This is a genomic window from Candidatus Pelagibacter sp. PS_28, assembly GCF_059417885.1.
Genome location: NZ_CM182070.1, coordinates 625,897 through 651,381, shown reverse-complemented (window position 1 = coordinate 651,381; position 25,485 = coordinate 625,897). Strand labels below are relative to the sequence as shown.

The following is a 25,485-nucleotide window of genomic DNA, read 5'->3' as shown; positions in this document are numbered from 1 at the left end:
TATGTCAGATTCAATTATTCAAATTCAAAATGTAAACAAGTGGTTTGGGGACTTTCAAGTATTAAAAGAAATAAATCTTGAAGTTAAACCTAAAGAAAAAATCGTTGTGTGTGGACCATCTGGATCTGGAAAATCTACACTAATTAGATGTATTAATAGACTAGAAGAGCATCAAAAAGGATCAATCATTGTTGATGGCACTGAAATTTCAGAAGATACAAAAAATATAGAACAAGTTAGAGCTGAAGTTGGAATGGTTTTCCAACAATTTAATTTATTTCCTCATTTATCTATTTTAGACAATTGTACGTTAGCTCCAATTTGGGTAAAGAAAATGCCAAAAAAAGATGCAGAACAATTAGCTTTAGAACACCTTGAAAAAGTACAAATTTTAGATCAAGCCCAAAAGTTTCCAGGTCAATTATCAGGCGGACAGCAACAAAGAGTTGCCATTGCAAGAGCACTTTGTATGGAACCTAAAATTATGTTATTTGATGAGCCTACATCAGCATTAGATCCTGAAATGATTAAAGAAGTACTAGATGTTATGGTTAATTTAGCAAAACAAGGTATGACTATGATTGTTGTAACTCATGAGATGGGCTTTGCTAAAGAGGTAGCCGATCAAATGATTTTTATGGATGAGGGAATGATAGTTGAAAAGGCCACAACAAAAGACTTTTTTGCTAATCCCAAAAATGATCGAACTAAACTTTTTTTAAGCCAAATTTTGTAGGTCTTTTAAAGGTTCATATCTCAACAATTTTATTTATAAATTATACTTTATAAACTCTTGACACGTTTTGTATTTTTGTACCTAATTTTCTAAAATAAAAAAATTTTTGTGTTGCGATAACAGTCAAAAATTAGTTCAATAAGGTTTTAAAAATAAATTTTAAGAGGGGTCTTAATGGAAGATAATTTTAACAAACATTTAGGTAATAAATTAAAGCTAAGAAGATTAGCTTTAGGTCTCACGCAAACAAAAGTTGCAAAAGCAATTAATGTTACTTTTCAACAAATTCAAAAATATGAAAAAGGAACTAATGGAGTTAGCTCAATAAGACTTCTTCAATTAGCAAATTATTTAAAAGTTCCAGTAAATTATTTTTTTGAAGATTTTTCAGAATATTTAATAAATCTAGAAAGATCTCAAGAAGGTCACATGAATGTAAATTATAATTTTTTAGTTAAATTATATTCTGAACTTAGTAACGATCAAAAACTAAAATTTAGTAAATCTTTACAAATTTCAAATATTGGAGTTTCGAAAGTAGGCTAATATAAATCATAGTTTAAGACCCTAATAAATTTAAATATTTTCATATAAATAAACTAATAATTTTAAGTTCTTTTTAATAAGATTTATCAATAATAAAGATAGTAATTTTTTTGGCTCCTCGGGCAGGACTCGAACCTGCGACCAATTGATTAACAGTCAACTGCTCTACCAACTGAGCTACCGAGGAATATCAAAAACACAACTTACTTTTTTTTAAAAGTAAAACAACATTTTTTTTGGAGGCATCGCCCAGAATCGAACTGGGATACAAGGATTTGCAGTCCTCTGCGTAACCATTCCGCCACGATGCCTTTTCATCTCAATTTAAAACAAATAGAGAGCCTTTTATATATTAAATATATAAAATTAGTCTACCAAATAAGCTTTCAAAATGATTATTGTTAAATCATATTATTAAATTATAAACTTATTATCACCTATGAGTAACGATAAATACATACATACAGATGTTGAAGATAAGATTTATTCTTATTGGGAAAAAAATAATTTATTTAAACCCATTAAAAATAAGAAACAATTTTCAGTGGCTATACCTCCTCCCAATGTAACAGGTAGCCTTCATATGGGGCACGCTTTGAATAATTCAATTCAAGATCTTTTGGTAAGATATCACCGTATGAATAATTACGAAACATTATGGCAACCTGGAACAGATCACGCAGGTATTGCTACACAGGCTTTAGTTGAGAAAAAATTAACCACTGAAGGTATTGATAAAAATCAAATTGGAAGGAAAAAATTTATAGAAAAGGTTTGGGAATGGAAAGAAGAGCATGGTGATATCATTTTAAATCAACTAAAAAAATTAGGTTGTTCTTGTGATTGGTCGAGAAATGCTTTTACAATGGATGAAAATCTTTCAAAATCAGTTTTAAAAGTTTTTGTAGAGCTTCATAAAAAAGGTTTAATCTATAAGGATAAAAAACTAGTTAATTGGGATACAGTTTTAAAAACTGCAATATCTGACTTAGAAGTTGATCAAAGAGAAGTTAATTCTAAAATTTATTACATTCAATATCCAATTGAAGGTTCTAGTGATTTTATAACTATAGCTACAACTAGACCTGAAACTATGTTGGGTGATTCTGCCATCGCTGTAAATCCTAAAGATGATCGATTTAAACATTTAGTTGATAAATTTGTAACAGTTCCAATTGTTGGAAGAAAAATAAAAATAATCAAAGACGATTATGCCGATCCAGAAATGGGAACTGGTGCTTTAAAAATAACGCCTGCTCATGATTTTAATGACTATCAAGTTGGACAAAGAAATAATTTAGAAATCATAAATATTTTTACTGAAGGTGGTAAAGTCAATGATAATGCTCCCAAAGAATATATTGGCCTTGATAGATTTGAAGCTAGAAAAAAAATTTTAAAAGAACTTAAAGAAAAAGAATTCTTTGTTAAGGAAGAAAATATAAAGAATAAAGTTCCCTATGGGGATAGATCTAACTCGATAATTGAACCCTTTTTAACAGAACAATGGTTTGTAGATGCAAAAAAATTATCAGTTAAAGCTAAAGATATAGTTAACTCTAAAAAAACTAATTTTTTTCCTACTAATTGGTCAAAAACCTATTTTCAATGGATGAATAATATTGAGCCATGGTGTATCTCAAGACAGCTTTGGTGGGGACATCAAATACCAGCATGGTATGGGCCAGATAAAAAAATCTTCGTTGCAATAAATGAAGACGAAGCAAAAGCAGAAGCCAAAAAATTCTATAATAAAGAAGTAGAATTAATTCGTGATCCAGATGTATTAGATACTTGGTTTTCATCAGGCTTATGGCCTTTTGCTACATTAGGGTGGCCTGACGATAAAGAATATGTTGATAAATTTTACCCTACATCAGTACTTGTTACAGGGTTTGATATTATATTTTTCTGGGTAGCTCGAATGATTATGTTTGGAATGGAGTTTCTAGACAAAGAACCTTTTAAAGACGTTTATGTTCACGCCCTTGTTAAAGATGAGAAAGGACAGAAAATGTCTAAATCTAAAGGAAACGTAATTAACCCTTTAGATTTGATTGAAAAATATAGTGCAGATGCTTTAAGATTTACTTTACTTTCAATGGCATCACCTGGAACAGATGTAAAACTTTCTGAAGATAGAGTTAAAGGTTATAGAAATTTTTTAAATAAATTATGGAATGCAAATAATTTTTTAATTACTAATAATTGTGATTTTTCTAAAATTGATGAAAAACCAAGTTTATCAATTAATATTAATAAATGGATCTATTCTGAACTTATAGAAACTAAAAATAAAATTGAAAAAAATCTAAAAGATTACAGGTTTGATGAAGCTGCAAAAAATGCTTATCAATTCACTTGGCACTCTTATTGTGATTGGTATTTAGAGCTATCTAAAACAATCCTATTTTCAGAAGATGAAAAAGCAAAAGACGAAGTAAAACAGGTATCTGCTTATGTGTTTAGACAAATATTAATAATATTACATCCATTTATTCCATTTGTGACTGAAGAAATTTGGCTAAATAATAAATTTGATAACTCAGGTAAAGACTTTTTAATGTTAGCTAATTGGCCTTCTGGAGAGCTTGAAAGTGATTCATCTAATAATCAAGTAAAAAAGATTATAAGTATAGTCTCAGAATTAAGATCGTTTAAAAATGAATTAAGTGTAAGCCCTGGGTCATTTATAGATATTTCAATAGAAACTGTTAGTAAAAAAGAGCAATCATTTTTTATTGATAATCAAATTATTCTTAAAAAACTTGGTCGCATTAGAAATTTACATAATAAAGATTTAGATAAACCAGCTGCTACATTGATGGTTTCTGGTGATCTGTTTAAAGTATATTTTGATGAAGATGTTGATTTAAAATTAATCAAAAAAAACTTAACTACAAGACAAGATAAATACCAAGAGGAAATGAATAAGATATCAGAAAGATTAGCTAATAAAAGCTTTGTTGATAGAGCACCAAAAGATATTGTTGATCAAGAAAAAACTAATTATAATAATTTAAAAAATGATGTTGAGAGAATATCAATAACTATAAAGGGTATATAATGGCAAAATTTAATAAAAAGAAATTACCAAGCAGACATACTTCATTAGGTGCTGATAGAGCTCCACATAGATCATTTTACTATGCGATGGGTGAAACGGAAAAAGATGTAGCAAAACCTTTTGTTGGTGTTGTGTCAACTTGGAATGAAGCTGCTCCTTGTAATATTGCTTTAATGAGACAAGCTCAATCGGTTAAAAAAGGTGTTAGAGCCTCAGGTGGTACTCCTAGAGAATTTTGTACAATAACTGTAACTGATGGTATTGCGATGGGTCATGAGGGAATGAAATCGTCTTTAATTTCTCGTGAAGTAATTGCTGATTCAACTGAACTTACTGTACGTGGTCATTGTTATGATGCATTAGTTGGTATTGCAGGATGTGATAAATCTTTACCTGCTTTAATGATGGCAATGGTTAGATTAAATGTCCCAAGTGTATTTATTTATGGTGGCTCAATACTTCCAGGTCAATACAAAGGAAAAGACGTAACTGTTGTTGATGTATTTGAAGCAGTTGGAAAACATTCAGCAGGACAAATGACTGCTAAAGAATTAAGAAAATTAGAATTAGTTGCATGTCCAAGTGCTGGCGCATGTGGAGGTCAATTTACTGCAAATACTATGGCCTGCGTTTCTGAAGCTATTGGTTTAGCATTACCTTATTCAGCTGGAACACCTGCTCCATACGAAGAACGTGATAAGTATGCATTATTGAGTGGAAAGACTGTAATGAATTTATTACAAAAAAATATTCGTCCAAGAGATATTGTTACCAAAAAATCTTTAGAAAATGCTGCAACAATAGTTGCGGCTACTGGTGGATCGACAAATGCTGCTTTACACTTACCAGCTATTGCTAATGAAATTGGAATTAAGTTTGATTTAATGGATGTAGCTAAAATATTTAAAAAAACTCCTTATCTTGCTGACTTAAAACCAGGTGGAAAATATGTTGCAAAAGATATGTGGTTAGCTGGTGGAGTTCCAATGTTATTAAAAACTCTTTTTGATGGTGGTTTTATTCATGGTGATTGCATGACTGTTACTGGAAAAACGATGAAACAAAATTTAAAAAATATTAAATTTAATCCTAAGCAAAAAGTTCTAAGAGCATATGACAATCCCTTATCACCAGATGGAGGAGTTGTTGGTCTTAAAGGTAACTTAGCCCCTGATGGTGGAATTGTTAAAATTGCTGGTTTAAAGAAATTACAATTCACTGGAAAAGCTAGATGTTTTGATAATGAAGAAGCTGCAATGGCTTGTGTGCAAAATAAAAAATATAAAGCAGGTGATGTAATTATCATTCGTTATGAAGGACCAGTTGGGGGACCTGGTATGAGAGAAATGCTTTCAACAACGGGTGCTATTTATGGTCAAGGTATGGGTGAGAAGGTTGCCTTAATTACTGATGGAAGGTTTTCAGGTGCCACGAGGGGCTTTTGTGTGGGTCATGTTGGCCCTGAAGCGGCCTTAGGCGGCCCTTTAGCTCTTTTACGTAATGGTGATGTAATTGATATAGATGCTAAAAAAGGAACTATTAACGTTAGATTAACTAAATCACAATTAGCCACAAGACATAAAAAGTGGAAAGCAAAAAAATCAAGCTTTGGATCTGGTACTATTTGGAAATACGCTCAAACAGTAGGTCCCGCTTATTTAGGTGCACCAACACATCCTGGTAAAAGAAAAGAAGTAAAAGTTTACGCTGATATTTAATGAAAATTAAACCCGTTATTTTATGTGGCGGAGCAGGAACTAGACTTTGGCCTAATTCTAAAAATCATCAAGCAAAGCAATTTATTGATTTTGGTAATTGGACTTTATTAGGAAAAACTCTTGAAAGAGTTAAATCTTCAACTTTTGATGCACCAATCATAAGTACAAATCTTAAATATTTAAAAGAAGTAAAAAAACATCTTAAGAAACAAAAGATAAGTAAATATAAAATTGTTTTAGAACCTGCAAAAAGAAATACAGCACCAGCAATTCTTGCATCAGCACTAATTAAAGACATTCCAAATGAGCAACCGTTAATGTTTTTTGCAGCAGACCACTTAATAGAAAAAGCAAGTATTTTTAATAAAGCTATAAATATAAATAAAGCCAATTTAACTAACCAAAATATATTCATCTTTGGGATTAAACCAACATCTCCATCAAGTGAATACGGTTATTTTATAACTAAAAAAGTTAAAGGAAAAATTAATAAAGTTACAAAATTTATTGAAAAACCAAAAGAAGCTAAAGCTAAACAAGTCATTAAACAAAAAGGTTATTGGAATTCAGGTATGTTTTTTTTAAGAAAAGATTCAATAATAAATAACTTTAAAAAATACCAGCCAATTATTTATAAAAATTGTGTTAGTGCCGTTTCAAAAGCTAAACTTAAGAATAACACTTATTACCTAAATAAAGCTTCATTTGAAAAAGCTACTGCAAAATCTTTTGATTATGCAATTTTAGAAAAAACTAAACAAATAAACGCTATTAAATTAGATATACCTTGGTCAGATCTTGGCAGCTGGAAAGAGATCTTAAAAATGTATGATAAAAATAAGAATAAATATTATAAGAAAAAAAATGTTTATTACCGACCTTGGGGTAGGTATGTTAATTTGTTTGAAGGCAAAGGTTTTTTAATTAAAGAACTATTTGTAAAACCAAAAGGTATATTAAGTTTACAAAAACATCATCATAGATCAGAACATTGGTTGGTAACCGAAGGAACTCCCAAAATTACACTTAACAAAGATAGCTTTTTAAAAAAACAAAACGATCATATATTCATTCCATTAGAAGCAATTCATAGAATTGAAAATCCTGGTAATAAACCTGTTAAAATCATTGAAGCTCAAGTAGGCTCAATTTTAAAAGAGAGTGATATTGTTAGGTATCAAGACGTATACGGCAGAGTAAAATAGATTTTAAGGTTTTTCAGAAATTTTTAATGGCAGATCTGATGTTACGTCAAATCTTTCTTTTTTTGTTATATCTTCAACCTGTTTAGCTTTTTTTTCTAAACACCATTTTTCATAAATTTTACAAAATGTGAATATCCCATTGTATCTATCAATCATTTTTACATTATCCAATTCGTCTTTTATCAAAAATTTAATATCATATAATTCTTTAATATTAACTTCTGTTAGAATTTCTCTTGAGTCTGGATTGTAATATCCAGAACCATCTTCACAGGGGGTTTCTAAAGCCTCATCTATATATTTTTGAAAAATTTTTCCTCTGATAAAATTTTCTTCAAAGTCTTGAGAGTTAATAGTTTCATAAATTAATCTTCTTAAAGGAGGTTTATTCATCTCAAACCACATTATAAGTAATTCGTAATAAATTAATTCATACAACCTTATATGTATGGGTTTGCCCTTAACTATTCTTGACCAATTAAGATATCTTCTTATATCTATATTTCTTTCAATACTTTTCATGATAAGTATTTTTTATTTACCTCCTTTAATTGTAATGTAACCACATCTTTTGCACTCAAGTGTTGTAACTCTATCTGTTGGTCCAAAACCAAACTCAATATTTAACGTTTTGTAGTCATGTATGCCCATAAAACAGAGTATTTTTATCATTTTCAAAAACATAATTTTGACACTTTAAATTGTTAAATTTATTTTTTGATGGTCAGCAGATAGCTGAAATGATTGCGGTGATTTAAGAAATAACTATACCGCAGAATTAGATAAAGTTCTACAAGTGTTCAGCTATTTTAAACTTATTTAATTAAGTAGAGATCTTTTTAAACTTTTTTTAAAAACATAGTCTCCTTTATATGTAATTTTGTTAGGAATTTATTACAATTATAGATGAAACAAAAATCTTTATTATCAGGGTATTGACATAATAAAGTGTTATGTTATAACATCACATAATGAATAATAATGATATAGTTTTTGATATAATTAAGAAATCTAAGAAGCATTTAACTGCTTATGAAATATTAGACAAATTTCAGAAATTTAAGAAGATACAACCGATGGCTGTTTACAGATCTTTAAAAAAACTAATAGAAGAGGATAAGATACATAAATCTAATCAAAATAAGACTTATGTATTGTGCAGTCATGAACATGTTAAGCATAATCCATCTATAGCCATTTGTAGAGATTGTGGAGACACAGAAGAGCTTAAATCAGAATTATTTGAAACAATATTTAAAAAAAACCCAATCAAAAAATATGACTTCAACAAGTTTCAGCTTGAAGTTTCAACAATATGTAGGAGATGTAACTAATGGAACACGCACACGAATTACCAGAATTTCTTCATTTTTTAGAAGAACTTATAGAAGAATATGGAATATTAAGAGGTTTTATCTTTGGTTTCGTACATACCCTAATACCATTAATTGGTTTTTATTCAGGTTGGAGCATAAACCGTTTTTTAAAATTAGTTTCTAACGGTGCAATTGCTGGAATAATTGGAATAGTTCTAGCTCATATTATAGCAGACTTTATAGCAGCCTTACTTGATCCTAATTTAAAAAGTGCAGCATTTGGAATTGTACTTGGTGGTTTCATACCTTTATTAGCTGTACCTTTTTTAGAAAAATATGTGACCAAAAGCCAATATCATAATGTCGTTGGTGATCATGAAGATCTAAAAAAAGATTTGAAAAGCAAGCATAAATAATATTTAATATTGGGATGAGTACAGTTCCCTTAACATTAAATGAAATTTTAGAATTAGCTAAAAAAACATTATTAGCTAATGGTTGTGATGAGGAAAATGCTAGTATTTTAGCAGATACTATTATGAGAGCTGAAAGAGATGGTTCTGTTTCTCATGGTTTGTTTAGATTACCTGCTTATGTGTCTGGTTTAAAAAGTAAAAAAATTAACGGTAAAGCAAGACCAGAATTAGAAAATGTTGCTCCAAGTATTATTAAAGTATTAGGTAATAATGCAGTTGCTCCTATGGTTTTAAGCTTAGGATTACCTGCAGTTATTGATTTAGCAAAAAAAAATGGTGTAGCAGTTCTTGCTATAAAAAATTCACATCACATGGCAGCTCTTTGGCCTGAAACTGAAGCTATTGCTGAAGCTGGTCTTGTTGGTATCGCTTGTACATCTTACAAGCCTGCCGTTGCACCAGCGGGTGCTACGAAACCTTTATATGGTACAAATCCAATTTCTTTTGCTTGGCCTAGACCTGGTAAAACTCCAGTTGTCTACGATATGGCAACAGCCTCAATGGCAATGGGTGAAGTTCAGATAGCAAAAAGAGAAGGGCACAAAGTTCCTCTTGGAACAGGTTTAACTAAAGATGGTAAAGAAACAACTGATCCTGCAGAAATCGCTGATGGTGGAGTTATACTTCCTTTTGGTGGCTACAAAGGATCTAGTATAGCAATGATGGTTGAATTATTAGCTGGTGCATTAATTGGTGAAAATTTTAGTTTTGAAACTGCTGCTAAAGACAATAATGACGGTGGTCCTCCAAGTGGTGGTGAATTTATTATAGCAATTTCACCTGATAAAATTTCTGGTAAAGGTTGGGATAAACATGCTGATGATTTTTTTAGTAAAATGTCAGCTATGGATGGTGTTAGACTTCCAGGTGAAAGAAGACATAAAAATAGACTAGATAAAGGTCCAAGAAACATTAACGAAGAACTTGTTAATAAAATTAAATCTTTAAGTTAATTCAATTTCAATAGGTGTGTGATCTGAGGGTTTTTCTTTTCCTCTGGGGTCTTTATTAATATTAACATTCTTAACTATATTTAATAAAGAATTTGATACTAAGAAGTGATCAATTCTTAATCCGTTATTTTTCTGCCAAGCACCTCTCATATAATCCCAATAAGTATAACCTTCCTTTTCACCATGAATGTGACGGTAGGCATCATGAAAACCTAGATTAATCATTTCTCTAAATTTTTTTCTTATCTCAAGTCTGTATAAAGCGTCATCTTCAAACCCTTTAATATTATAAGCATCTTCAGCTGAGGGAAGAATATTAAAATCTCCAGCTAAGATAATATTTTCATTTTTCTTTGAAAGAGTTTTTAATTGTTTAATTAATTTATCTAACCAGTTTTTTTTATAAGTGTATTTATCAGTATCTACAGGATTACCATTTGGAGTATAAATATTAATCAGTTGAACATTTTTTTTCTTATGTTTTAGTTCTGCTGAAATAATTCTAGATTGTTTCAATTTATCTTTAATTAAATCTATTCTAACATTTTCTAGTTTATGTTTGGATATAATAGCAACACCATTATAACTTTTTTGTCCAAATACATGACTCTCATAATCTAATGCTGAAAAATCATCATAGGGAAAGGTCTCATCTTGTGTTTTAATTTCCTGCATCATAACAACATTAGGAGAAAATTTTTGAAGGTATTCTTTAATACTTTCAATTCTTGCTCTAACAGAATTAACATTCCAAGATGTAATAATCATTATATAGAGAAAGAAACACCACAACCGCAAGAAGATTTGCTTTGTGGGTTAGTGATCTTGAATTGATCGCCAATTAGTTCTGAAACAAAGTCCACTTCTGAACCTTTTAATAAGTCTGCTGAAGTTTTATCTATAAGAATATTTTCATGTTTTAAGTCGTCTGCTTCTAATTTTTTGTCAAAAGTAAACTCATATTGAAAACCTGAGCAACCACCACCTTTAATAGCGATTCTAAAAAATGACCCTGGATCTTTTTGAGACAACAAATTATTAATCTGTTTTATAGCTTTATCTGTAAATTTAATTTCTTTAATCATATAACAACACTGATAATACTAATATAATATCAATTTATTAAATTTAAAGTATGAATAATTACTCAAATTTAGCTTTATCTAAAAGCAAAGGTCGTATTTTTAAAGAAGCTAATTCACTTTACAGAACTCCATTTCAAAGAGACAGAGATAGAATTATTCACAGTGCCTCATTCAGAAGGTTAAAACATAAAACACAAGTTTTTGTTAACACAGAAGGGGATCATTTTAGAACTAGAATTACCCATTCAATTGAGGTTGCGCAAATTGCAAGATCAATAGCTAAACATTTAGGTTTAAATGATGATCTAGCTGAAACCTTAAGTTTGGCTCACGACTTAGGGCATACACCGTTCGGACATGCTGGAGAAGATGCTCTTAATGAATGTATGGTTAACTTTGGAGGCTTTGACCACAATCTTCAAACCTTAAGGATAGTTATGTTTCTTGAGCATAAATACCTTAAATTTAAAGGCCTGAACTTAACATTAGAAACTTTAGATGGATTATTAAAGCACAATGGCCCAATTGATGATCTCTTTACTGTTAATAGGTTGATTGGATTAAAAAGTTTTAAGAATAAAATAAACTTTACTAACTCTGGTTCATTAGAAGCTCAAATATCAGCAATCTCAGATGACATTGCTTATAATAATCATGACATACAAGATGGAATTAGAGCCAAAATGTTTAATTTAAACGACTTGATTGAAATTAATTTTTTTAAAGATATTTATAAATCACACAAAAATAATATTAAAAATAACAATAAAGATATTTTGATATATCAAATAATACGAGATTCAATTGATTTAATGGTTAGAGATTTAATTAAGAATACTAAAAATAATTTAAAAAATAATAAAGTTAAATATTTAAAAGATGTTTATAATTTAGATGATCCTATAGTGTGTTTTTCAAGTAAATTTCAAAAAATTGAAAAAGAAGTTAGGTTTTTCCTAAGAAGCAAAATGTATAACAACAAAAAAGTATTATTAAAAAATAATCATGGAAAAAAAATTATTAATAAACTTTTTTATAAAATTAAGAGTAAGCCCAAAAAATTTTTAAACGATGATCAATTAAAGAATGACCCAAATAGAGCAATAGCTGATTTTATTTCAGGTATGACAGATAGATATGCAATCAATTTAAATAAAGGTATTTAATGAACATTTTTGATCTCTACTTGGGTAAAATAATAATCTTGATTAAAAAGCTTAATAAAGATGGTTCTTTAGAATTACCCGAATCTTTAAATGGAGTTAATGTAGACATACCACCATCAAATTTTGACTGCGATATATCAACCAATGTAGCCATGGTTCTCTCTAAGGCTAATAAAAAATCTCCAATTGATATCGCAAATATTTTAATTGAATTGATTAAAAATGAAGATGAAAAAATTGAATCTATTTCTGTAGCAAAACCAGGATTTATTAATATTAAATTTAAGACAATATATTGGAATAATTTTATTAAAAGTATTAATCAAAATCACAAGGATTACGGTGTCAATAATAAAGAAAAAAAACAAAAATATCTTATAGAATTTGTTTCAGCTAATCCCACTGGCCCTCTTCATGTTGGACATTGTAGAGGAGCAATATTGGGAGATGTTATTTCAAATATATTAATTTTTAACAAGCATGATGTTTCAAAAGAATATTATGTTAACGATTATGGTAATCAGATCATAAATTTTACAAAATCTGTTTTTTTTAGAATTAGAGAAATACTTTTTAATGAAAAATTCCCTATTGAAAACTCAGATTTATATCCTGGTGATTACTTAGTTGATATTGCTAAAAATATTATAAAATCTAATAAAGTTTTAAAATTTGATAAATTTGAAAATGTTTCAAAAGAACTAACTTTATTATCGGTTTCAGAATCTTTAAAATTGATTAAAAATAATTTATCAAATCTTGGAATAGTGCACGATAGATTTACAAGTGAAACTGATATTGTCTTAAATAATGAAGTTCAGAAAGCAATTGATAAATTAAAGGAAAAAAAGCTAGTTTATAGTGGAAAAATTAAGGCTCCCAAAGGTGAAGATGATGAAAACTGGGTAGAAAGGGAGCAACTTTTATTTAAATCAACAGATTTTGGTGACGATAAAGATAGAGCACTTCAAAAGTCTGATAAATCGTGGACTTACTTTGCTAGTGATGTTGCCTATCATGATAATAAATTAAATAGAAATTACGATACACTTATTAATATATTAGGGGCTGACCATGCTGGCTATATTAAAAGGATAACTTCTGTCGTTGAAGCTCTATCAGGAGATAAAAAAAAATTGATTTGTAAAGTAAGTCAACTCGTTAAATTAATTAAAGATGGAAAACCTTTTAAAATGTCAAAAAGAAAAGGTGACTATATAACAGTTGAAGACTTGATAGCCGAAGTTGGTAAAGATGCCACGAGATTTATTATGCTTAATAGAAGTAGCGATGTAGAGTTAGATTTTGATTTTACAAAAGTTAAAGAAAAATCTAAAGATAACCCACTTTATTATGTCCAATACTGTTATGCCAGAATATCATCTGTCTTTAGACACGTAAATCTTAATATAGAAAATGATTTGAATATAAAAGATTACGAATTTGAATATACTGGTGATGAAATAAAGATATTAAAAAAAATAGCAGAATGGCCTAAGTGTATTGAAGCTGCAAGTCTAAGACTTGAACCACACAGAATACCAGTTTATCTTTACGAACTATCATCAGAATTTCATTCTTATTGGAATATGGGCAAAGAGGATCAATCAAAAAGGTTTATTAACGAACAAAAGAAAATTTCAAATGATAAATTAGTTTTTTTAAAAGTTATATCTAATGTTATCAAATCTGGAATGGATATTGTTGGAGTAAACACTCCTCAAAAAATGTAATGTTAAAAGAACTTAAATATCTTTTATTTTTGATTGTTATAATTTTATTTTTTTTTCTATCTTTCAAATATTATTTTTCAAATGAAAATAAAAAAAATTCATACCGATCTTTGAAAAATATTGAGGATAAAACTGAAAATTATTCTCGTAATCTTATTATACTTAAAAGTGATACTGTTGATATTGTTGAATATGTTGAAAAAACCATAGATAAAAATAAAAAGAATTACAAGTTTTGGGAACTAATTAATAATGATGGATAATCGTAAAAGTTTCATAGTTGGTTTAAAATCTACTAAATTATTGACTAGTGAAAAAAAATTTCTAATTAAACATAAACCTTGGGGAATAATACTTTTTTCAAGAAATATTAAAAATATCACACAAGTAAAAAAATTAACAGGTCAAATTAGAAAAATATTCAATGATAAAAAATATCCTATTTTAATTGATCAAGAGGGTGGTAGAGTTAATAGAGTAAAAAAATTTTTTAAAGCAGATAAGTTTACTGGAGAATTTTTTGGTAATCTTTATCTTAAAGATAAAAAAAAATTTTATATCGAATACAAAAAGTTTATCAATAAAACTGTCTTATTATTAAAAAATATAGGAATTAACATAAATACTTTACCAGTCCTTGATGTTAGATCCAAAGGATCAAGTGCAATAATTGGTGACAGAGCCTTTTCAGACAATACAAAGATTGTTTCAGAAATTGGAGATATTTGTATTAAAGAGTTTCATAATAATAAAATTGCCACTGTGATAAAGCATATACCAGGCCATGGCTTAGCAAAGGTCGATAGTCATAAAAAAACCCCTACAATCAATAAGGAATTAAGATATTTGAATAATCATGACTTTATGGCATTCAAAAATAAAAATAGTTTATTTGCAATGACAGCACATCTTATTTATAAAAAAATTGACAAAGTCAACACAGCAACACATTCAAAGAAAATTATAAAATTAATAAGAAATAAAATTAAATTTAGAAATATTTTGATGTCTGACGATATATCAATGAAAAGTTTAAAGGGCTCTATAGCAATTAATACAAAGAAATCCTTTGCTGCAGGTTGTGATTTAGTTCTTCATTGTAATGGAGATTTAAAAGAAATGAATGATGTAGCCCTATATTCACCAGTTATAAGTAAGTTTATTATAAAAAAAACATCACAATTTTATAAGATTATAAGCTAATATTTGACATGTCTGATACTGATTCTAAAAACTTTAATGTAGATCTTGACAATTATAACGGCCCACTTGATGTGTTATTAGATTTGGCAAAAGCTCAAAAAGTTAACCTTGAGGATATTTCTATAACTTTACTGGCTGATCAATTTCACAATTATATTACTAATGAAAAAAATCTAAATCTAGAATCTGCATCAGAATACTTGTTGATGGCTACATGGTTAACTTATCTTAAATCAAAACTTTTATTGCCAGGAAATCCAGAAGAAGAATTTAAAGTTTTAGAAGTTGCTGAAAAATTAAAATTACAATTAAAAAAATTAGAATTGATTAGATTACTTTCTGACCAAATGTTACAAAGAAAAAGACTTGGTAGAGAAATAAGAACTAGAGGAATTAAAGGATATATACGATCTATATATAGTACTGAATATAAACTAAATCTTTACGAACTTTTAAAATCTTATTCCTCAATTATTATGACCAAAGATTTTCAAAGGATGAATATTCCTAAACTTCCAGTTTTTACCACTGAAGATGGCATCAAAAGAATCAAAGAATTCTTTGGTAATTTAATTGATTGGAGAAATATTAATGAACTAATACCTTCTTCATTTAAAAGTGGCTCAAAATATAAAACAACTGGTAAAGCAGGAATTTTTGCTGGTTCCTTAGAGTTGGTTAAAGAGGGCAATCTGACTATAAAGCAAGAAAACTTATTTGATGATATTTATATTAAAGAATTAAAATGACAAAAATAAAAAAAAAAACAAATAACAATATAGTTACTTTCCCATCAAAAATAAATGATGGTGAAAGAGAAGTTGAGGCAATAATTTTTGCTGCTGCTGAACCATTAGATATTGACACTATCGAATCTAAAATTTCAAAAAAAATTGATGTTTTAAAATCATTACAGAAATTACAAAAAGAATATTCATCAAGAGGAATTAATTTAGTTTGTATTTCTAATAAATGGTCTTTTAGAACTTCTGAAAATTTATCGAACCTTATGTCTCAGGAAAAAACTGTAGAAAAAAAATTGTCAAGAGCTGCAGTTGAAACATTAGCAATAATTGTTTATCACCAACCTGTTACTAGAGCTGAAATAGAAGAAATAAGAGGTGTTGCTTTTGGAACAAACACACTTGAGATTTTAATGGAGCTAAATTGGGTAAAACCACAAGGCCGTAAAGACGTACCCGGTAAACCAATTCAGTATGGAACAACTGATGATTTCTTAAGTCATTTTAGTCTTCAAAAATTGTCTGATTTACCTACAGTTGACGAATTGGGATCTGCCGGTCTTATTGATAGCTCAAATATTGATAATGCAATATTTGGTACTGGTAAATTTTACAAAGAGAAACAAGTTGAAAAAAAAGAGGATATTTATGAAAATATCGATGAGATGTTAGGTGGAACACTAAGTCCAGATGAAGAAAAGTAAAAAGTTACTTTAAAAATAAATTTAAAAGAGGTATAAAATATTATGAGCATCGGAATTTGGCAAATAGCAATCGTAGTTATTCTTGTTGTACTTTTATTTGGTAGAGGCAAGATATCTAGCTTAATGGGCGATGTAGCCAAAGGTATAAAAAGTTTTAAAAAAGGTATGGCTACAGACATTACAGACGAACCTGAGCCTAAAAATGTTTCAGAAAATAATCAAGATAGCAAAGACAAAGAATAGATTAAATGCCCACTATTGGCTGGTTTGAGATTTTAATAGTTGTTGCTGTTGCAATCATTGTTATTGGACCCAAGGACTTCCCCTATATGTTAAAAAAAGTTGGTTCGTGGATTGGAACCACAAAAAGATATATTAGCAATATACAAAATGAAGTAGCTGACCTTGATATCAATTCTAATGAAATAGAAAAACCCATAGAAGAAAAAAAGATAATGACAAAATCTGAAAATGAAGGCGGTTTTGTAAGCCATCTAACTGAACTTAGAAAAAGATTAATTCATTCTTTTATTTTTTTATTCATTTTTTTTATTGGATGTTATTTTTTTTCAGAACATTTATATGGTTTTTTAGTTGAGCCTTTCGCTAAAGCAGTAAATGAAAGTGGAACTGATAGAAGGTTAATTTTTACAGCTTTACAGGAAACATTTTTAACATACTTAAAGGTTTCTTTTTTTGCAGCATTCTTTGTTACATGTCCCTATATATTGGTACAAATATGGAAATTTATTGCACCAGGACTCTATAAGCATGAAAAAATTGCAATTGTTCCTTATCTAGTTTTAACGCCTATATTATTTTTTCTAGGAGGCATGCTTGTTTATTATTTAATAATGCCGCTAGCTATTAAGTTTTTTCTCTCTTTTGAGAGTACAGGAGCTTCAACAGGATTACCCATTCAATTGGAAGCTAAAGTTAGCGAATATCTTTCTCTGGTTATGAAATTAATTTTTGCATTCGGTATAAGTTTTCAGTTGCCAGTTGTCCTTAGCTTATTAGCTAGAGTAGGTATTGTTGATGCTGAATTTCTTAGAAAAAAAAGAAAATATGTCGTTGTAATAATTTTTGCTGCAGCTGCACTATTAACACCACCTGATCCCATAACTCAAATTGGACTAGCAATACCATTATTGATTTTATATGAATTATCTATATTTTCTGTAAACATTATTGATAAGAAGAATAAAAAAAATGCATAATATTAAAGAAATTAGAAATGATGTTGAGACTTTTAAAAAAGCTTTGAATAAAAGATTTATAGAAATAGATGTGGATAAGATTTTATCATTGGATGAGAATAATAGAGAGTACATCCAACAAAGAGAATTACTTGAAAAAGAAAAAAAAGATATCTCAAAGTCTAAAGATCAATCACTTTTTGAAAAATCAAAAAAGATAACTGTTGAAATAGATAATATTAGTAAATTACAAGCTAGTGTTAAAAATGAATTGGAAACAATTTTGTCATCAATACCAAATATACCTCATCCAGACGTTCCTACAGGTAAAGATGAAAACTCAAATGTAGAAATTTCTAAATCAGGAACAATACCAAATTTTAAATTTAAACCTAAATCACATTATGAATTAGGTGAAGACTTAAACATGCTTGATTTTGATCTAGCAACGAAAACTACTGGTTCAAGATTTGTTTTTGTAAAAGATAAATTGGCCATGCTAGAAAGAGCTTTATCAAATTTTATGCTTGATACACATGTTAATACTAATGGTTATGAAGAAATATCCCCGCCACTAATTGCAACAGATGCTACTATGTATGGTACGGGACAATTACCTAAATTTGATAATGATCAGTTTGAACTTAAATTAGACGATTCTAGTGACAGAAAATTTTTAATTCCAACTGCTGAAGTTATTTTAACCAATATTGTAAAAGACCAAATTATTGATAAAAAAAAACTTCCAATGCGAATGGTTGCCTCAACACCCTGTTTTAGAAAAGAAGCAGGAAGTTATGGTAAAGATACTAAGGGAATGATTAGACAGCACCAATTTTACAAAGTTGAAATGGTGAGTATTGTTGAAATTGATAAGTGCTTACCTGAACTTGATAGAATGACTGATTGTGCAACTAAAATTTTAGATTTACTAAAACTTCCATACCGAAAAATTGTTTTATGTACTGGCGATATGGGTTTTAGTGCTGAAAAAACTTTTGATATTGAGGTGTGGCTTCCATCAGAAGATAAATATAGAGAAATCTCAAGTTGTTCTTCATGTGGATCATTTCAAGCTAGAAGAATGAAAGCCAGATATAAAAACGAAAAAAAAGAAACTGTGCTTGTTGGCACCTTAAACGGCAGTGGTTTAGCAGTTGGTAGAACATTAGTTGCCATATTAGAAAATTATCAACAAGAAGACGGGTCTATTCTAGTGCCAGAAGCTTTAAAGCCTTACATGAATAATATTGAAAAAATCGTTAAGATTTAAAGTTGTTTTAATTAGATAGATGTTGTAAGAATTCATTTTAATTAAGGAGAATTATGGATCAAGGAATAGGGCAATTTATACCATTAATTTTAATTTTTGTTATTTTTTACTTTTTTTTAATAAGACCTCAACAAAAGAAAGTTAAAGAGCATAAAGCCATGGTAGAAAACTTATCAAGAGGAGACAAGGTTGTCACTTCTGCTGGTATTATTGGGACAGTTGAAAGAATTATTGATAATGAAAAAGTTGAAGTGCAAATTGCTGACAACGTTAAAGTAGAAATTATCAAATCTACAGGTATTCAAGGATTACTTAACTCCCCTGAAGTAAAAAAATAACATTTTACTAAAGTGTTATACTTTTCTAAATTAAGAATTATCTTAGTTTCCTTAGTATCAATTTTTTTTATTTTTATCGCTGCATCAAATTTTCAAAACCCTGAAGACAGTTTTATTTCTAAAAAGATAAATCTAGGTTTAGATTTACAAGGCGGATCATATCTTTTGCTTGAAATTGATAATGAACCCGTTGAAATTCAAAAATTACAAAATACAACAACTGTTATTAGAAATTTTTTAAAAGATAAGAAAATATCTTTTAATGATCTAAGAATTGAAGATAAAAAAATAATATTCATTATACCCAATGATAATATTGAGTTGGTTCAATCTTTTTTTCTTGATAAAGAAAGTGATATTAACCCTTATTATTTTCAATATAAATCACATCAGTTTGATGTAAATATTCAAAATAATGAATTTACGCTAACTCTATCAAAATATGGACTTGTTGAAATTAAAACATCTTCACAAGATCAAGCTATAGAAATAGTTAGAAGAAGAGTTGATGAAGTTGGTACAAATGAACCTAATATACTGAAAAGAGGTAATAATAGAATTCTAGTTGAGCTTCCTGGTCTTGATGATCCCATGCGTATCAAGTCACTTTTAGGAAAAACTGCAAATTTAACATTTAGATTTGTAACTCAAAATAATAATGACACTTTTGGTACTGAAATGCTTCAATTTGAAGATGGAACTAGCGAAGCAATGGTTAGCAAAAGAATAATCTTAAATGGTGAGAATTTATTGGATGCTCAACCACAAATGAATAATCAAACCAACGAAACAGTAGTATCATTTACACTTGATAGAGTGGGGGCAAAAAGATTTGGTAAAGCAACCAGTACAGGAATTGGCAAACAATTAGCAATAGTTTTAGATGGTAAAATTGTTAGTGCTCCAGTAATAAGAGATACTATAGCAAGTGGAAATGGTCAGATCAGTGGAAATTTTACATTTCAATCTGCAACAGACTTGGCATTACTTCTAAGATCAGGAGCGTTACCAGCTCCACTTAACATTATTGAAGAAAGAACAGTTGGACCTGACCTTGGTCAAGATTCAATTAATGCAGGAGTTATAGCCCTTATGATTGGTTTCTTATTAGTGATAATTTTTATGTTTGTTAAATATAGAATTTTTGGTCTAATTGCTAACATAACACTATTAATTAACTTATTTTTTTTAGTCGGTATTTTAACTTTATTTGAAGCAACATTAACACTTCCTGGAATAGCAGGTATCATTTTAACGGTTGGTATGGCAGTTGACGCTAACGTATTAATTTTTGAAAGAATTAAAGAAGAATGCAAGAAAGAAAAAAATAATATTATAGCTTTTGATACAGGTTATGTGAAATCAAAAACTGCAATTATAGACGCAAATATAACCACATTAATTGCAGCTGTAATCTTATTCTTTATGGGCTCTGGACCTGTTAAAGGTTTCTCTGTGACTTTAGCTGTAGGAATTTTTACAACACTGTTTTCAGTTTATTTTATTGCAAGAATGCTTACGGGTCTTTATGTCGTAAGAAATAAAGAAAAGACTGAACTAATATAATGATTAATTTTAATAAATTTTATAAACTATTTAATCTAATCTCTTTAAGTTTAGTTGTTGCATCTGTTCTATTATTATTTTTTAAAGGACTTAATTTTGGCGTAGATTTTAAAGGTGGAACTTTAATAGAACTAAGGTCTAACGATAAAAATATTAACGTTACTTCTTTAAGGCAATCTTTTAACAAAATGAATTTAGGAGATTTTAATATTAAAAAATTTGGCAATGAAAATGATTTTTTAATAAAAATAGAGAAAAAAGATACAAGTGCAAACGCTATAGAAGTTATAAAAAAAGATTTAACATCTTCATTGGGGAGTTCTTTTAATTTCAGAAGAGTTGAAAATGTAGGTCCAAAAGTTAGTTCTGAATTATTAAAGTCTGGTATTATTGCAATTGCATTGTCTCTAGCTGCAATGTTATTTTACATATGGATAAGATTTGAATGGCAATTTAGCTTAGGTGCTATTTTAGCTCTATTTCATGATGTCATTATAACACTTGGTCTTTTTTCATTATTTAGTTTGGAAATAAATCTATCAATAGTTGCCGCCGTTTTAACTATAGTTGGTTATTCAATGAACGATACTGTTGTCATTTATGACAGAGTTAGAGAAAATTTAAGAAAGTTTTCTGATATCAAGATTTATGAACTTACAAATATCTCAATCAATGAAACACTTTCTAGAACTATAATTACATCAGCCACAACATTGCTTGCTTTAGTTTCAATTTATTTATTTGGTGGAGAAATATTAAAAGGTTTTTCTCTAGCTATGATAATGGGTGTTGTATTTGGAACTTATTCTTCAATTTATATAGCTAATCCTATACTTGTGAAACTTAGAGTTTCCCAAAAAACAATCCTAAAAGAAGATACAGAATAGATCTAATAAAGATTTTGAGCTGCTACCATTGAAAGTAACATTGGTAACGATAAAAGAGTATTTGTTCTTGAAAACAACATTGCTGTCCTTGCTGATTTTGCTTTAACATCAGGTTCGCACTCAACAATACCTAGTGCTCTTTTTTGATTTGGCCAAATTATAAACCAAACATTAAAAGCCATGTATAAGCCAAGCCACATTCCAATACCAATAGCTGTACTTTTTCCACCACCACCTAAAGTCATAGCATCATGTAAATAACCATTTAAATAAGCTAAAATCAATCCAGACAATACTGTTAGTAAAGCTGCCCATCTAAAATAAAACAAAGCTGCTGGCGCAATAACTTTACCTATAGCAGGTTTTTGTTCGTCAGGAATTTTAGGCATGTTTGGAATTTGAACAAAGTTAAAATACCAAAGAAGTCCAATCCACATAATAGCAACCGTTACGTGAATAAATCTTGTTAACCAACTCCAAAAAATTGTATCAAAATCAAAACCACCATTACCATAAAATAATCCTAGAAAAAGGATAATAGCTAAAGCTAATGATGCATGAATTGTCTTTGGAAGAGATGATAGTAAATTACCCATAATTAGAATCACTTATACACTAATTTTTTAAATCTTTAACTTCTTTTTAAATTTTTCTTCCAGCATAGGTTTTAAGAATTCCCCAGTATAACTACCTTTTATTTTTATAATATCCTCAGGTTTGCCTTCTGCGATAATATTTCCTCCTTTGACACCACCCTCAGGACCCATATCAACAATATAATCAGCTGTTTTAATTACATCTAAATTATGCTCAATAACAACAACAGTATTTCCTAGAGCCACAAACGTATGTAGTATTTCTAATAATTTTTTAATATCATGTTGGTGAAGTCCAGTAGTTGGTTCATCTAAAATATACATAGTTCTTCCTGTAGATCTTTTCGATAGTTCCTTGGCCAACTTAATACGCTGAGCCTCTCCACCAGATAATGTTGTAGCCTGTTGTCCAATCTTTATATAACCAAGTCCAACTTTTTTTAATGTTAATAGTTTGGTTTTTATATTTGAAATATTTTCAAAGTATTCACATCCTTCATCAACAGACATATTTAATACATCGGCTATACTTTTATCCTTAAACTTTATTTCAAGAGTTTCTCTATTATACCTAGTTCCCTTACATTCATCACATTGTATATAAACATCAGGTAAAAAATGCATCTCGTATGTAATTACTCCATCGCCCTCACAAGCTTCACATCTTCCACCTTTAACATTAAATGAAAATCTTCCAGGTTTATATCCTCTTGTTTTTGACTCAGGTAGTGCCGTAAACCAATCTCTAATAGGCCCAAAGGCTCCAGTATAGGTTGCTGGATTTGATCTTGGTGTTCTCCCAATTGGTGATTGATCTATATCAATTATCTTATCTATAAGCTCAACACCCTTATAACCTTTAAACGCTTTTGGAACTTTTCTAGCTTTGTTATTTAAGGTTAAATTTAATGCATGATATAATGTTTGCAATATTAATGTAGATTTACCACTGCCAGAAACTCCAGTCACGCATGTAAAGCTTCCTGTTGGAATTTTAAGATTAACGTTATTCAAATTATTTCCACTAGCTCCATTAATTTCTACAAATCTACCATTCTTAGCAAGTCTTCTAGTTCTTGGAATTTCTATATATTTTTTATGAGATAGGTATTGACCAGTGATACTATTTTTATTTTTAAGTATCTCGTTATAAGTTCCTTGTGCAATGATCTCACCACCGTTAGTACCAGCTTCTGGTCCTAAATCTATTATGTGGTCAGCATTTTCCATAGTTTCAGTGTCATGCTCAACAACGATTACTGTGTTTCCAAGATCTCTTAGTCTTTTCAATGCATTAATTAGTTTAACATTATCTTTTTGGTGCAAACCTATAGAAGGTTCGTCAAGAACATATAATACTCCTGTCAATCCTGAACCAATTTGTGAAGCAAGCCTAATTCTTTGTGCCTCTCCACCGGAAAGAGTCCCTGACTCTCTTGATAAAGTTAAGTACTCAAGTCCAACATTTAAAAGAAACGTTAACCTCTCATTAATTTCTTTTAAGATATGTTCTGCTATTTTAAATTGTCTTTTATCAAGATTTTGTTCCAACCCTTTAAACCAGTTAGCAGCATCTAAAATAGATTTTTTTGTAACATCGCTTATATTTTGATTATCAATTTTAACACATAAAGCTTCCTCTTTTAGTCTATTACCATTACAACCTTCACATGCAGAGTCTGATTGATATTCTGCTATAGCTTCTCTCTTCCACTCACTGTCAGATTCAAGAAATCTTCTTTCAAGATTGTTTATGACACCTTCAAAAGTTTTTTTATGAGAGTATTTTTCATATCCATCATCATAGACAAATTTTATTTCTTCTTCGTCTGATCCAAATAAAATCACATCTTTAAATTTTTTGGGTAATTTTTTCCATTTTTCATCTAAAGAAAATCCATAGTGCTTAGCAATAGAGGCTAATGTTTGAGCATAATATAGTGTGGTTGATTTAGCCCACGGTTCTATAGCACCATCAGCTATACTTTTTTTTTCATCAGGAACTACTAAATTTGGATCTACATTTAATTTAATCCCAATACCCTCACATTCAGCACAAGCCCCATATGGACTATTAAAAGAAAAAAGTCTTGGTTCAATTTCTTCGATTGTAAAACCACTTTCTGGACATGCAAATTTTGTTGAGTAAATTAATTTTTCAATTTTTCTAAATTTTTGAGGTAAAGTTTCGTCTTCGTACTCAACAAATACAAGACCATTTGATAAATTTACAGCTGTTTCAATACTTTCAGCTAAACGATTTCCTAGATTTGAGTTCAAAACAATTCTGTCAATTAAAACAGATATATCATGCTTAAGTTTTTTATCTAATTCAGGTGCTTTATCTATGTCATAAAGAATCTCATCAATTTTAATTTTTCTAAAGCCTCTTCTTTTATAGCTTAAAATATCTTTTCTATATTCACCTTTACGGCCACGGACCACTGGCGCATATATATAAATTGTAGATTTTTTGGGAAGTTTTTTTATTAAATCGACAATCTGTGTAATTGTTTGTGATGTTATTGGTTTTCCAGTAAAGGGTGAATAGGGCACACCAGCTCTCGCATAGAGCACACGCATATAATCATAAATTTCTGTAACTGTAGCAACAGTTGATCTTGGGTTCTTTGATGTGTTTTTTTGTTCAATAGCTATTGCTGGACTCAATCCTTCAATAAGATCAACGTTAGGTTTTTTCATTTTATCTAAAAATTGACGAGCATAAGCAGATAAACTTTCAACATATCTTCTTTGTCCCTCTGCATAGATAGTGTCAAACGCTAATGAAGATTTTCCAGAACCGGAAAGTCCAGTAATAACAACAAATTGATCTTTGGGTATTTCTACAGAAACATTCTTTAAATTATGCTCCTTTGCACCCTTGATAACTATCTTTTTGATCATAATTTTAGTTGCTTTAAATTAATAAAATTAATATTGAGTTTATATTGTGATATAAAAACTAAATAAAT

The 25,485-nt window shown here is 29.3% G+C and carries 26 protein-coding genes and 2 tRNA genes; 20 read left to right on the top strand and 8 right to left on the bottom strand.

Annotated features, from left to right (window positions below; all coding sequences use genetic code 11):
* Position 1 precedes the first annotated feature (1 nt).
* Both AC5SMR_RS03570 and AC5SMR_RS03565 read left to right on the top strand, forming a co-directional pair.
* Positions 2–736: an amino acid ABC transporter ATP-binding protein gene (locus tag AC5SMR_RS03570; RefSeq protein ID WP_020169391.1), complete on the top strand. Its 735-nt coding sequence runs from the start codon at positions 2–4 to the stop codon at positions 734–736.
* A 174-nt stretch (positions 737–910) separates the two neighbouring features.
* A complete protein-coding gene (locus tag AC5SMR_RS03565; RefSeq protein WP_018414103.1) occupies positions 911–1,282 on the top strand; it encodes a helix-turn-helix domain-containing protein in 372 nt (123 codons plus the stop codon).
* Positions 1,283–1,393: 111 nt separating this feature from the next.
* Here AC5SMR_RS03565 and AC5SMR_RS03560 read toward each other — a convergent pair.
* A tRNA-Asn gene (locus tag AC5SMR_RS03560) sits at positions 1,394–1,469 on the bottom strand.
* Between the two features lie 50 nt (positions 1,470–1,519).
* Positions 1,520–1,593: transfer RNA gene (locus AC5SMR_RS03555), tRNA-Cys, on the bottom strand.
* 128 nt (positions 1,594–1,721) lie between these two features.
* On the opposite strand from AC5SMR_RS03555, the gene AC5SMR_RS03550 reads away from it, so the two are divergent.
* From AC5SMR_RS03550 to AC5SMR_RS03540, 3 genes are read left to right on the top strand one after another with little or no spacing between them, the layout of a single operon-like run.
* Positions 1,722–4,349, top strand: coding sequence for a valine--tRNA ligase (locus tag AC5SMR_RS03550; protein ID WP_494577390.1), 2,628 nt, complete (start codon positions 1,722–1,724; stop codon positions 4,347–4,349).
* Positions 4,349–6,067, top strand: a complete 1,719-nt coding sequence (gene ilvD / locus AC5SMR_RS03545; protein ID WP_027306939.1) for a dihydroxy-acid dehydratase — start codon at positions 4,349–4,351, stop codon at positions 6,065–6,067. The genes AC5SMR_RS03550 and ilvD overlap by 1 nt, the downstream gene beginning before the upstream one ends.
* Positions 6,067–7,272: a sugar phosphate nucleotidyltransferase gene (locus tag AC5SMR_RS03540; protein ID WP_494577389.1), complete on the top strand. Its 1,206-nt coding sequence runs from the start codon at positions 6,067–6,069 to the stop codon at positions 7,270–7,272. The genes ilvD and AC5SMR_RS03540 overlap by 1 nt, the downstream gene beginning before the upstream one ends.
* 3 nt (positions 7,273–7,275) lie before the next feature.
* On the opposite strand, the gene AC5SMR_RS03535 is transcribed toward AC5SMR_RS03540, so the two are convergent.
* On the bottom strand, positions 7,276–7,794 hold the full coding sequence (locus AC5SMR_RS03535) for a hypothetical protein (RefSeq protein WP_494577388.1): 519 nt from the start codon (positions 7,792–7,794) through the stop codon (positions 7,276–7,278).
* 12 nt (positions 7,795–7,806) lie between these two features.
* Positions 7,807–7,944, bottom strand: a complete 138-nt coding sequence (locus tag AC5SMR_RS03530) for a hypothetical protein (RefSeq protein ID WP_494577387.1) — start codon at positions 7,942–7,944, stop codon at positions 7,807–7,809.
* A gap of 299 nt (positions 7,945–8,243) precedes the next feature.
* Here AC5SMR_RS03530 and AC5SMR_RS03525 point away from each other — a divergent pair, with 299 nt between their 5' ends.
* From AC5SMR_RS03525 to AC5SMR_RS03515, 3 genes are read left to right on the top strand one after another with little or no spacing between them, the layout of a single operon-like run.
* Entirely contained in the window at positions 8,244–8,606 is a 363-nt protein-coding gene (locus AC5SMR_RS03525) for a Fur family transcriptional regulator (RefSeq protein WP_494577386.1), read from the top strand.
* Positions 8,606–9,004, top strand: coding sequence for a hypothetical protein (locus AC5SMR_RS03520; RefSeq protein ID WP_494577385.1), 399 nt, complete (start codon positions 8,606–8,608; stop codon positions 9,002–9,004). The genes AC5SMR_RS03525 and AC5SMR_RS03520 overlap by 1 nt, the downstream gene beginning before the upstream one ends.
* A gap of 14 nt (positions 9,005–9,018) precedes the next feature.
* Positions 9,019–10,017 (top strand): Ldh family oxidoreductase, encoded by a 999-nt coding sequence (locus AC5SMR_RS03515; protein ID WP_494577384.1) that lies wholly within the window; start codon positions 9,019–9,021, stop codon positions 10,015–10,017.
* Here AC5SMR_RS03515 and xth read toward each other — a convergent pair.
* The gene (gene xth / locus AC5SMR_RS03510) at positions 10,009–10,785 is read right to left on the bottom strand and encodes an exodeoxyribonuclease III (RefSeq protein ID WP_494577383.1); all 777 of its coding nucleotides are present in this window, start codon (positions 10,783–10,785) and stop codon (positions 10,009–10,011) included. The two genes, AC5SMR_RS03515 and xth, sit on opposite strands and share 9 nt — an antisense overlap.
* Positions 10,785–11,102, bottom strand: coding sequence for a HesB/IscA family protein (locus AC5SMR_RS03505; RefSeq protein ID WP_006996950.1), 318 nt, complete (start codon positions 11,100–11,102; stop codon positions 10,785–10,787). The genes xth and AC5SMR_RS03505 overlap by 1 nt, the downstream gene beginning before the upstream one ends.
* Positions 11,103–11,152: 50 nt before the next feature.
* On the opposite strand from AC5SMR_RS03505, the gene AC5SMR_RS03500 reads away from it, so the two are divergent.
* Genes AC5SMR_RS03500 through secF form a run of 12 tightly spaced genes read left to right on the top strand, consistent with a single transcriptional unit; the run spans position 11,153 to position 21,914 of the window.
* Positions 11,153–12,268, top strand: coding sequence for a deoxyguanosinetriphosphate triphosphohydrolase (locus AC5SMR_RS03500; RefSeq protein WP_494577382.1), 1,116 nt, complete (start codon positions 11,153–11,155; stop codon positions 12,266–12,268).
* Positions 12,268–14,001, top strand: a complete 1,734-nt coding sequence (gene argS / locus AC5SMR_RS03495; RefSeq protein WP_494577381.1) for an arginine--tRNA ligase — start codon at positions 12,268–12,270, stop codon at positions 13,999–14,001. Before AC5SMR_RS03500 ends, argS begins: the two co-directional genes overlap by 1 nt.
* Positions 14,001–14,264, top strand: a complete 264-nt coding sequence (locus AC5SMR_RS03490) for a hypothetical protein (protein ID WP_011282074.1) — start codon at positions 14,001–14,003, stop codon at positions 14,262–14,264. The genes argS and AC5SMR_RS03490 overlap by 1 nt, the downstream gene beginning before the upstream one ends.
* A complete protein-coding gene (locus tag AC5SMR_RS03485) occupies positions 14,254–15,204 on the top strand; it encodes a glycoside hydrolase family 3 N-terminal domain-containing protein (RefSeq protein WP_494577380.1) in 951 nt (316 codons plus the stop codon). The genes AC5SMR_RS03490 and AC5SMR_RS03485 overlap by 11 nt, the downstream gene beginning before the upstream one ends.
* 8 nt (positions 15,205–15,212) lie before the next feature.
* Positions 15,213–15,953: a segregation and condensation protein A gene (locus AC5SMR_RS03480; protein ID WP_494577379.1), complete on the top strand. Its 741-nt coding sequence runs from the start codon at positions 15,213–15,215 to the stop codon at positions 15,951–15,953.
* Entirely contained in the window at positions 15,950–16,651 is a 702-nt protein-coding gene (gene scpB / locus AC5SMR_RS03475; RefSeq protein ID WP_494577378.1) for an SMC-Scp complex subunit ScpB, read from the top strand. Before AC5SMR_RS03480 ends, scpB begins: the two co-directional genes overlap by 4 nt.
* A 42-nt stretch (positions 16,652–16,693) precedes the next feature.
* A complete protein-coding gene (gene tatA, locus AC5SMR_RS03470; RefSeq protein WP_006996943.1) occupies positions 16,694–16,894 on the top strand; it encodes a twin-arginine translocase TatA/TatE family subunit in 201 nt (66 codons plus the stop codon).
* Positions 16,895–16,899: 5 nt separating this feature from the next.
* Positions 16,900–17,871, top strand: coding sequence for a twin-arginine translocase subunit TatC (gene tatC / locus AC5SMR_RS03465; protein WP_494577377.1), 972 nt, complete (start codon positions 16,900–16,902; stop codon positions 17,869–17,871).
* On the top strand, positions 17,864–19,123 hold the full coding sequence (serS, locus tag AC5SMR_RS03460; RefSeq protein WP_494577376.1) for a serine--tRNA ligase: 1,260 nt from the start codon (positions 17,864–17,866) through the stop codon (positions 19,121–19,123). The genes tatC and serS overlap by 8 nt, the downstream gene beginning before the upstream one ends.
* Before the next feature lie 50 nt (positions 19,124–19,173).
* Positions 19,174–19,461 (top strand): preprotein translocase subunit YajC, encoded by a 288-nt coding sequence (yajC, locus tag AC5SMR_RS03455; RefSeq protein WP_420887231.1) that lies wholly within the window; start codon positions 19,174–19,176, stop codon positions 19,459–19,461.
* 12 nt (positions 19,462–19,473) lie between these two features.
* Positions 19,474–21,027, top strand: a complete 1,554-nt coding sequence (secD, locus tag AC5SMR_RS03450; RefSeq protein ID WP_494577375.1) for a protein translocase subunit SecD — start codon at positions 19,474–19,476, stop codon at positions 21,025–21,027.
* Positions 21,027–21,914 carry a protein translocase subunit SecF gene (gene secF / locus AC5SMR_RS03445; protein ID WP_020169406.1) on the top strand — a complete coding sequence of 296 codons (888 nt, stop codon included), beginning with the start codon at positions 21,027–21,029 and terminating at the stop codon, positions 21,912–21,914. The genes secD and secF overlap by 1 nt, the downstream gene beginning before the upstream one ends.
* Positions 21,915–21,916: 2 nt before the next feature.
* Here secF and AC5SMR_RS03440 read toward each other — a convergent pair whose 3' ends face one another.
* Entirely contained in the window at positions 21,917–22,510 is a 594-nt protein-coding gene (locus AC5SMR_RS03440) for a urate hydroxylase PuuD (RefSeq protein ID WP_020169407.1), read from the bottom strand.
* A gap of 27 nt (positions 22,511–22,537) precedes the next feature.
* Complete coding sequence (gene uvrA, locus AC5SMR_RS03435) at positions 22,538–25,417, bottom strand: excinuclease ABC subunit UvrA (RefSeq protein WP_494577374.1); 2,880 nt, start codon at positions 25,415–25,417, stop codon at positions 22,538–22,540.
* Positions 25,418–25,485: the final 68 nt, after the last annotated feature.

Excerpts from the sequence above, each read along its gene's own strand:
- AC5SMR_RS03570 (WP_020169391.1), top strand. The coding sequence starts at position 2 with ATGTCAGATTCAATTATTCAAATTCAAAATGTAAACAAGTGGTTTGGG.
- AC5SMR_RS03565 (WP_018414103.1), top strand. The coding sequence starts at position 911 with ATGGAAGATAATTTTAACAAACATTTAGGTAATAAATTAAAGCTAAGA.
- AC5SMR_RS03550 (WP_494577390.1), top strand. The coding sequence starts at position 1,722 with ATGAGTAACGATAAATACATACATACAGATGTTGAAGATAAGATTTAT.
- ilvD (WP_027306939.1), top strand. The coding sequence starts at position 4,349 with ATGGCAAAATTTAATAAAAAGAAATTACCAAGCAGACATACTTCATTA.
- AC5SMR_RS03540 (WP_494577389.1), top strand. The coding sequence starts at position 6,067 with ATGAAAATTAAACCCGTTATTTTATGTGGCGGAGCAGGAACTAGACTT.
- AC5SMR_RS03535 (WP_494577388.1), bottom strand. The coding sequence starts at position 7,794 with ATGAAAAGTATTGAAAGAAATATAGATATAAGAAGATATCTTAATTGG.
- AC5SMR_RS03530 (WP_494577387.1), bottom strand. The coding sequence starts at position 7,944 with ATGATAAAAATACTCTGTTTTATGGGCATACATGACTACAAAACGTTA.
- AC5SMR_RS03525 (WP_494577386.1), top strand. The coding sequence starts at position 8,244 with ATGAATAATAATGATATAGTTTTTGATATAATTAAGAAATCTAAGAAG.
- AC5SMR_RS03520 (WP_494577385.1), top strand. The coding sequence starts at position 8,606 with ATGGAACACGCACACGAATTACCAGAATTTCTTCATTTTTTAGAAGAA.
- AC5SMR_RS03515 (WP_494577384.1), top strand. The coding sequence starts at position 9,019 with ATGAGTACAGTTCCCTTAACATTAAATGAAATTTTAGAATTAGCTAAA.
- xth (WP_494577383.1), bottom strand. The coding sequence starts at position 10,785 with ATGATTATTACATCTTGGAATGTTAATTCTGTTAGAGCAAGAATTGAA.
- AC5SMR_RS03505 (WP_006996950.1), bottom strand. The coding sequence starts at position 11,102 with ATGATTAAAGAAATTAAATTTACAGATAAAGCTATAAAACAGATTAAT.
- AC5SMR_RS03500 (WP_494577382.1), top strand. The coding sequence starts at position 11,153 with ATGAATAATTACTCAAATTTAGCTTTATCTAAAAGCAAAGGTCGTATT.
- argS (WP_494577381.1), top strand. The coding sequence starts at position 12,268 with ATGAACATTTTTGATCTCTACTTGGGTAAAATAATAATCTTGATTAAA.
- AC5SMR_RS03490 (WP_011282074.1), top strand. The coding sequence starts at position 14,001 with ATGTTAAAAGAACTTAAATATCTTTTATTTTTGATTGTTATAATTTTA.
- AC5SMR_RS03485 (WP_494577380.1), top strand. The coding sequence starts at position 14,254 with ATGATGGATAATCGTAAAAGTTTCATAGTTGGTTTAAAATCTACTAAA.
- AC5SMR_RS03480 (WP_494577379.1), top strand. The coding sequence starts at position 15,213 with ATGTCTGATACTGATTCTAAAAACTTTAATGTAGATCTTGACAATTAT.
- scpB (WP_494577378.1), top strand. The coding sequence starts at position 15,950 with ATGACAAAAATAAAAAAAAAAACAAATAACAATATAGTTACTTTCCCA.
- tatA (WP_006996943.1), top strand. The coding sequence starts at position 16,694 with ATGAGCATCGGAATTTGGCAAATAGCAATCGTAGTTATTCTTGTTGTA.
- tatC (WP_494577377.1), top strand. The coding sequence starts at position 16,900 with ATGCCCACTATTGGCTGGTTTGAGATTTTAATAGTTGTTGCTGTTGCA.
- serS (WP_494577376.1), top strand. The coding sequence starts at position 17,864 with ATGCATAATATTAAAGAAATTAGAAATGATGTTGAGACTTTTAAAAAA.
- secF (WP_020169406.1), top strand. The coding sequence starts at position 21,027 with ATGATTAATTTTAATAAATTTTATAAACTATTTAATCTAATCTCTTTA.
- AC5SMR_RS03440 (WP_020169407.1), bottom strand. The coding sequence starts at position 22,510 with ATGGGTAATTTACTATCATCTCTTCCAAAGACAATTCATGCATCATTA.
- uvrA (WP_494577374.1), bottom strand. The coding sequence starts at position 25,417 with ATGATCAAAAAGATAGTTATCAAGGGTGCAAAGGAGCATAATTTAAAG.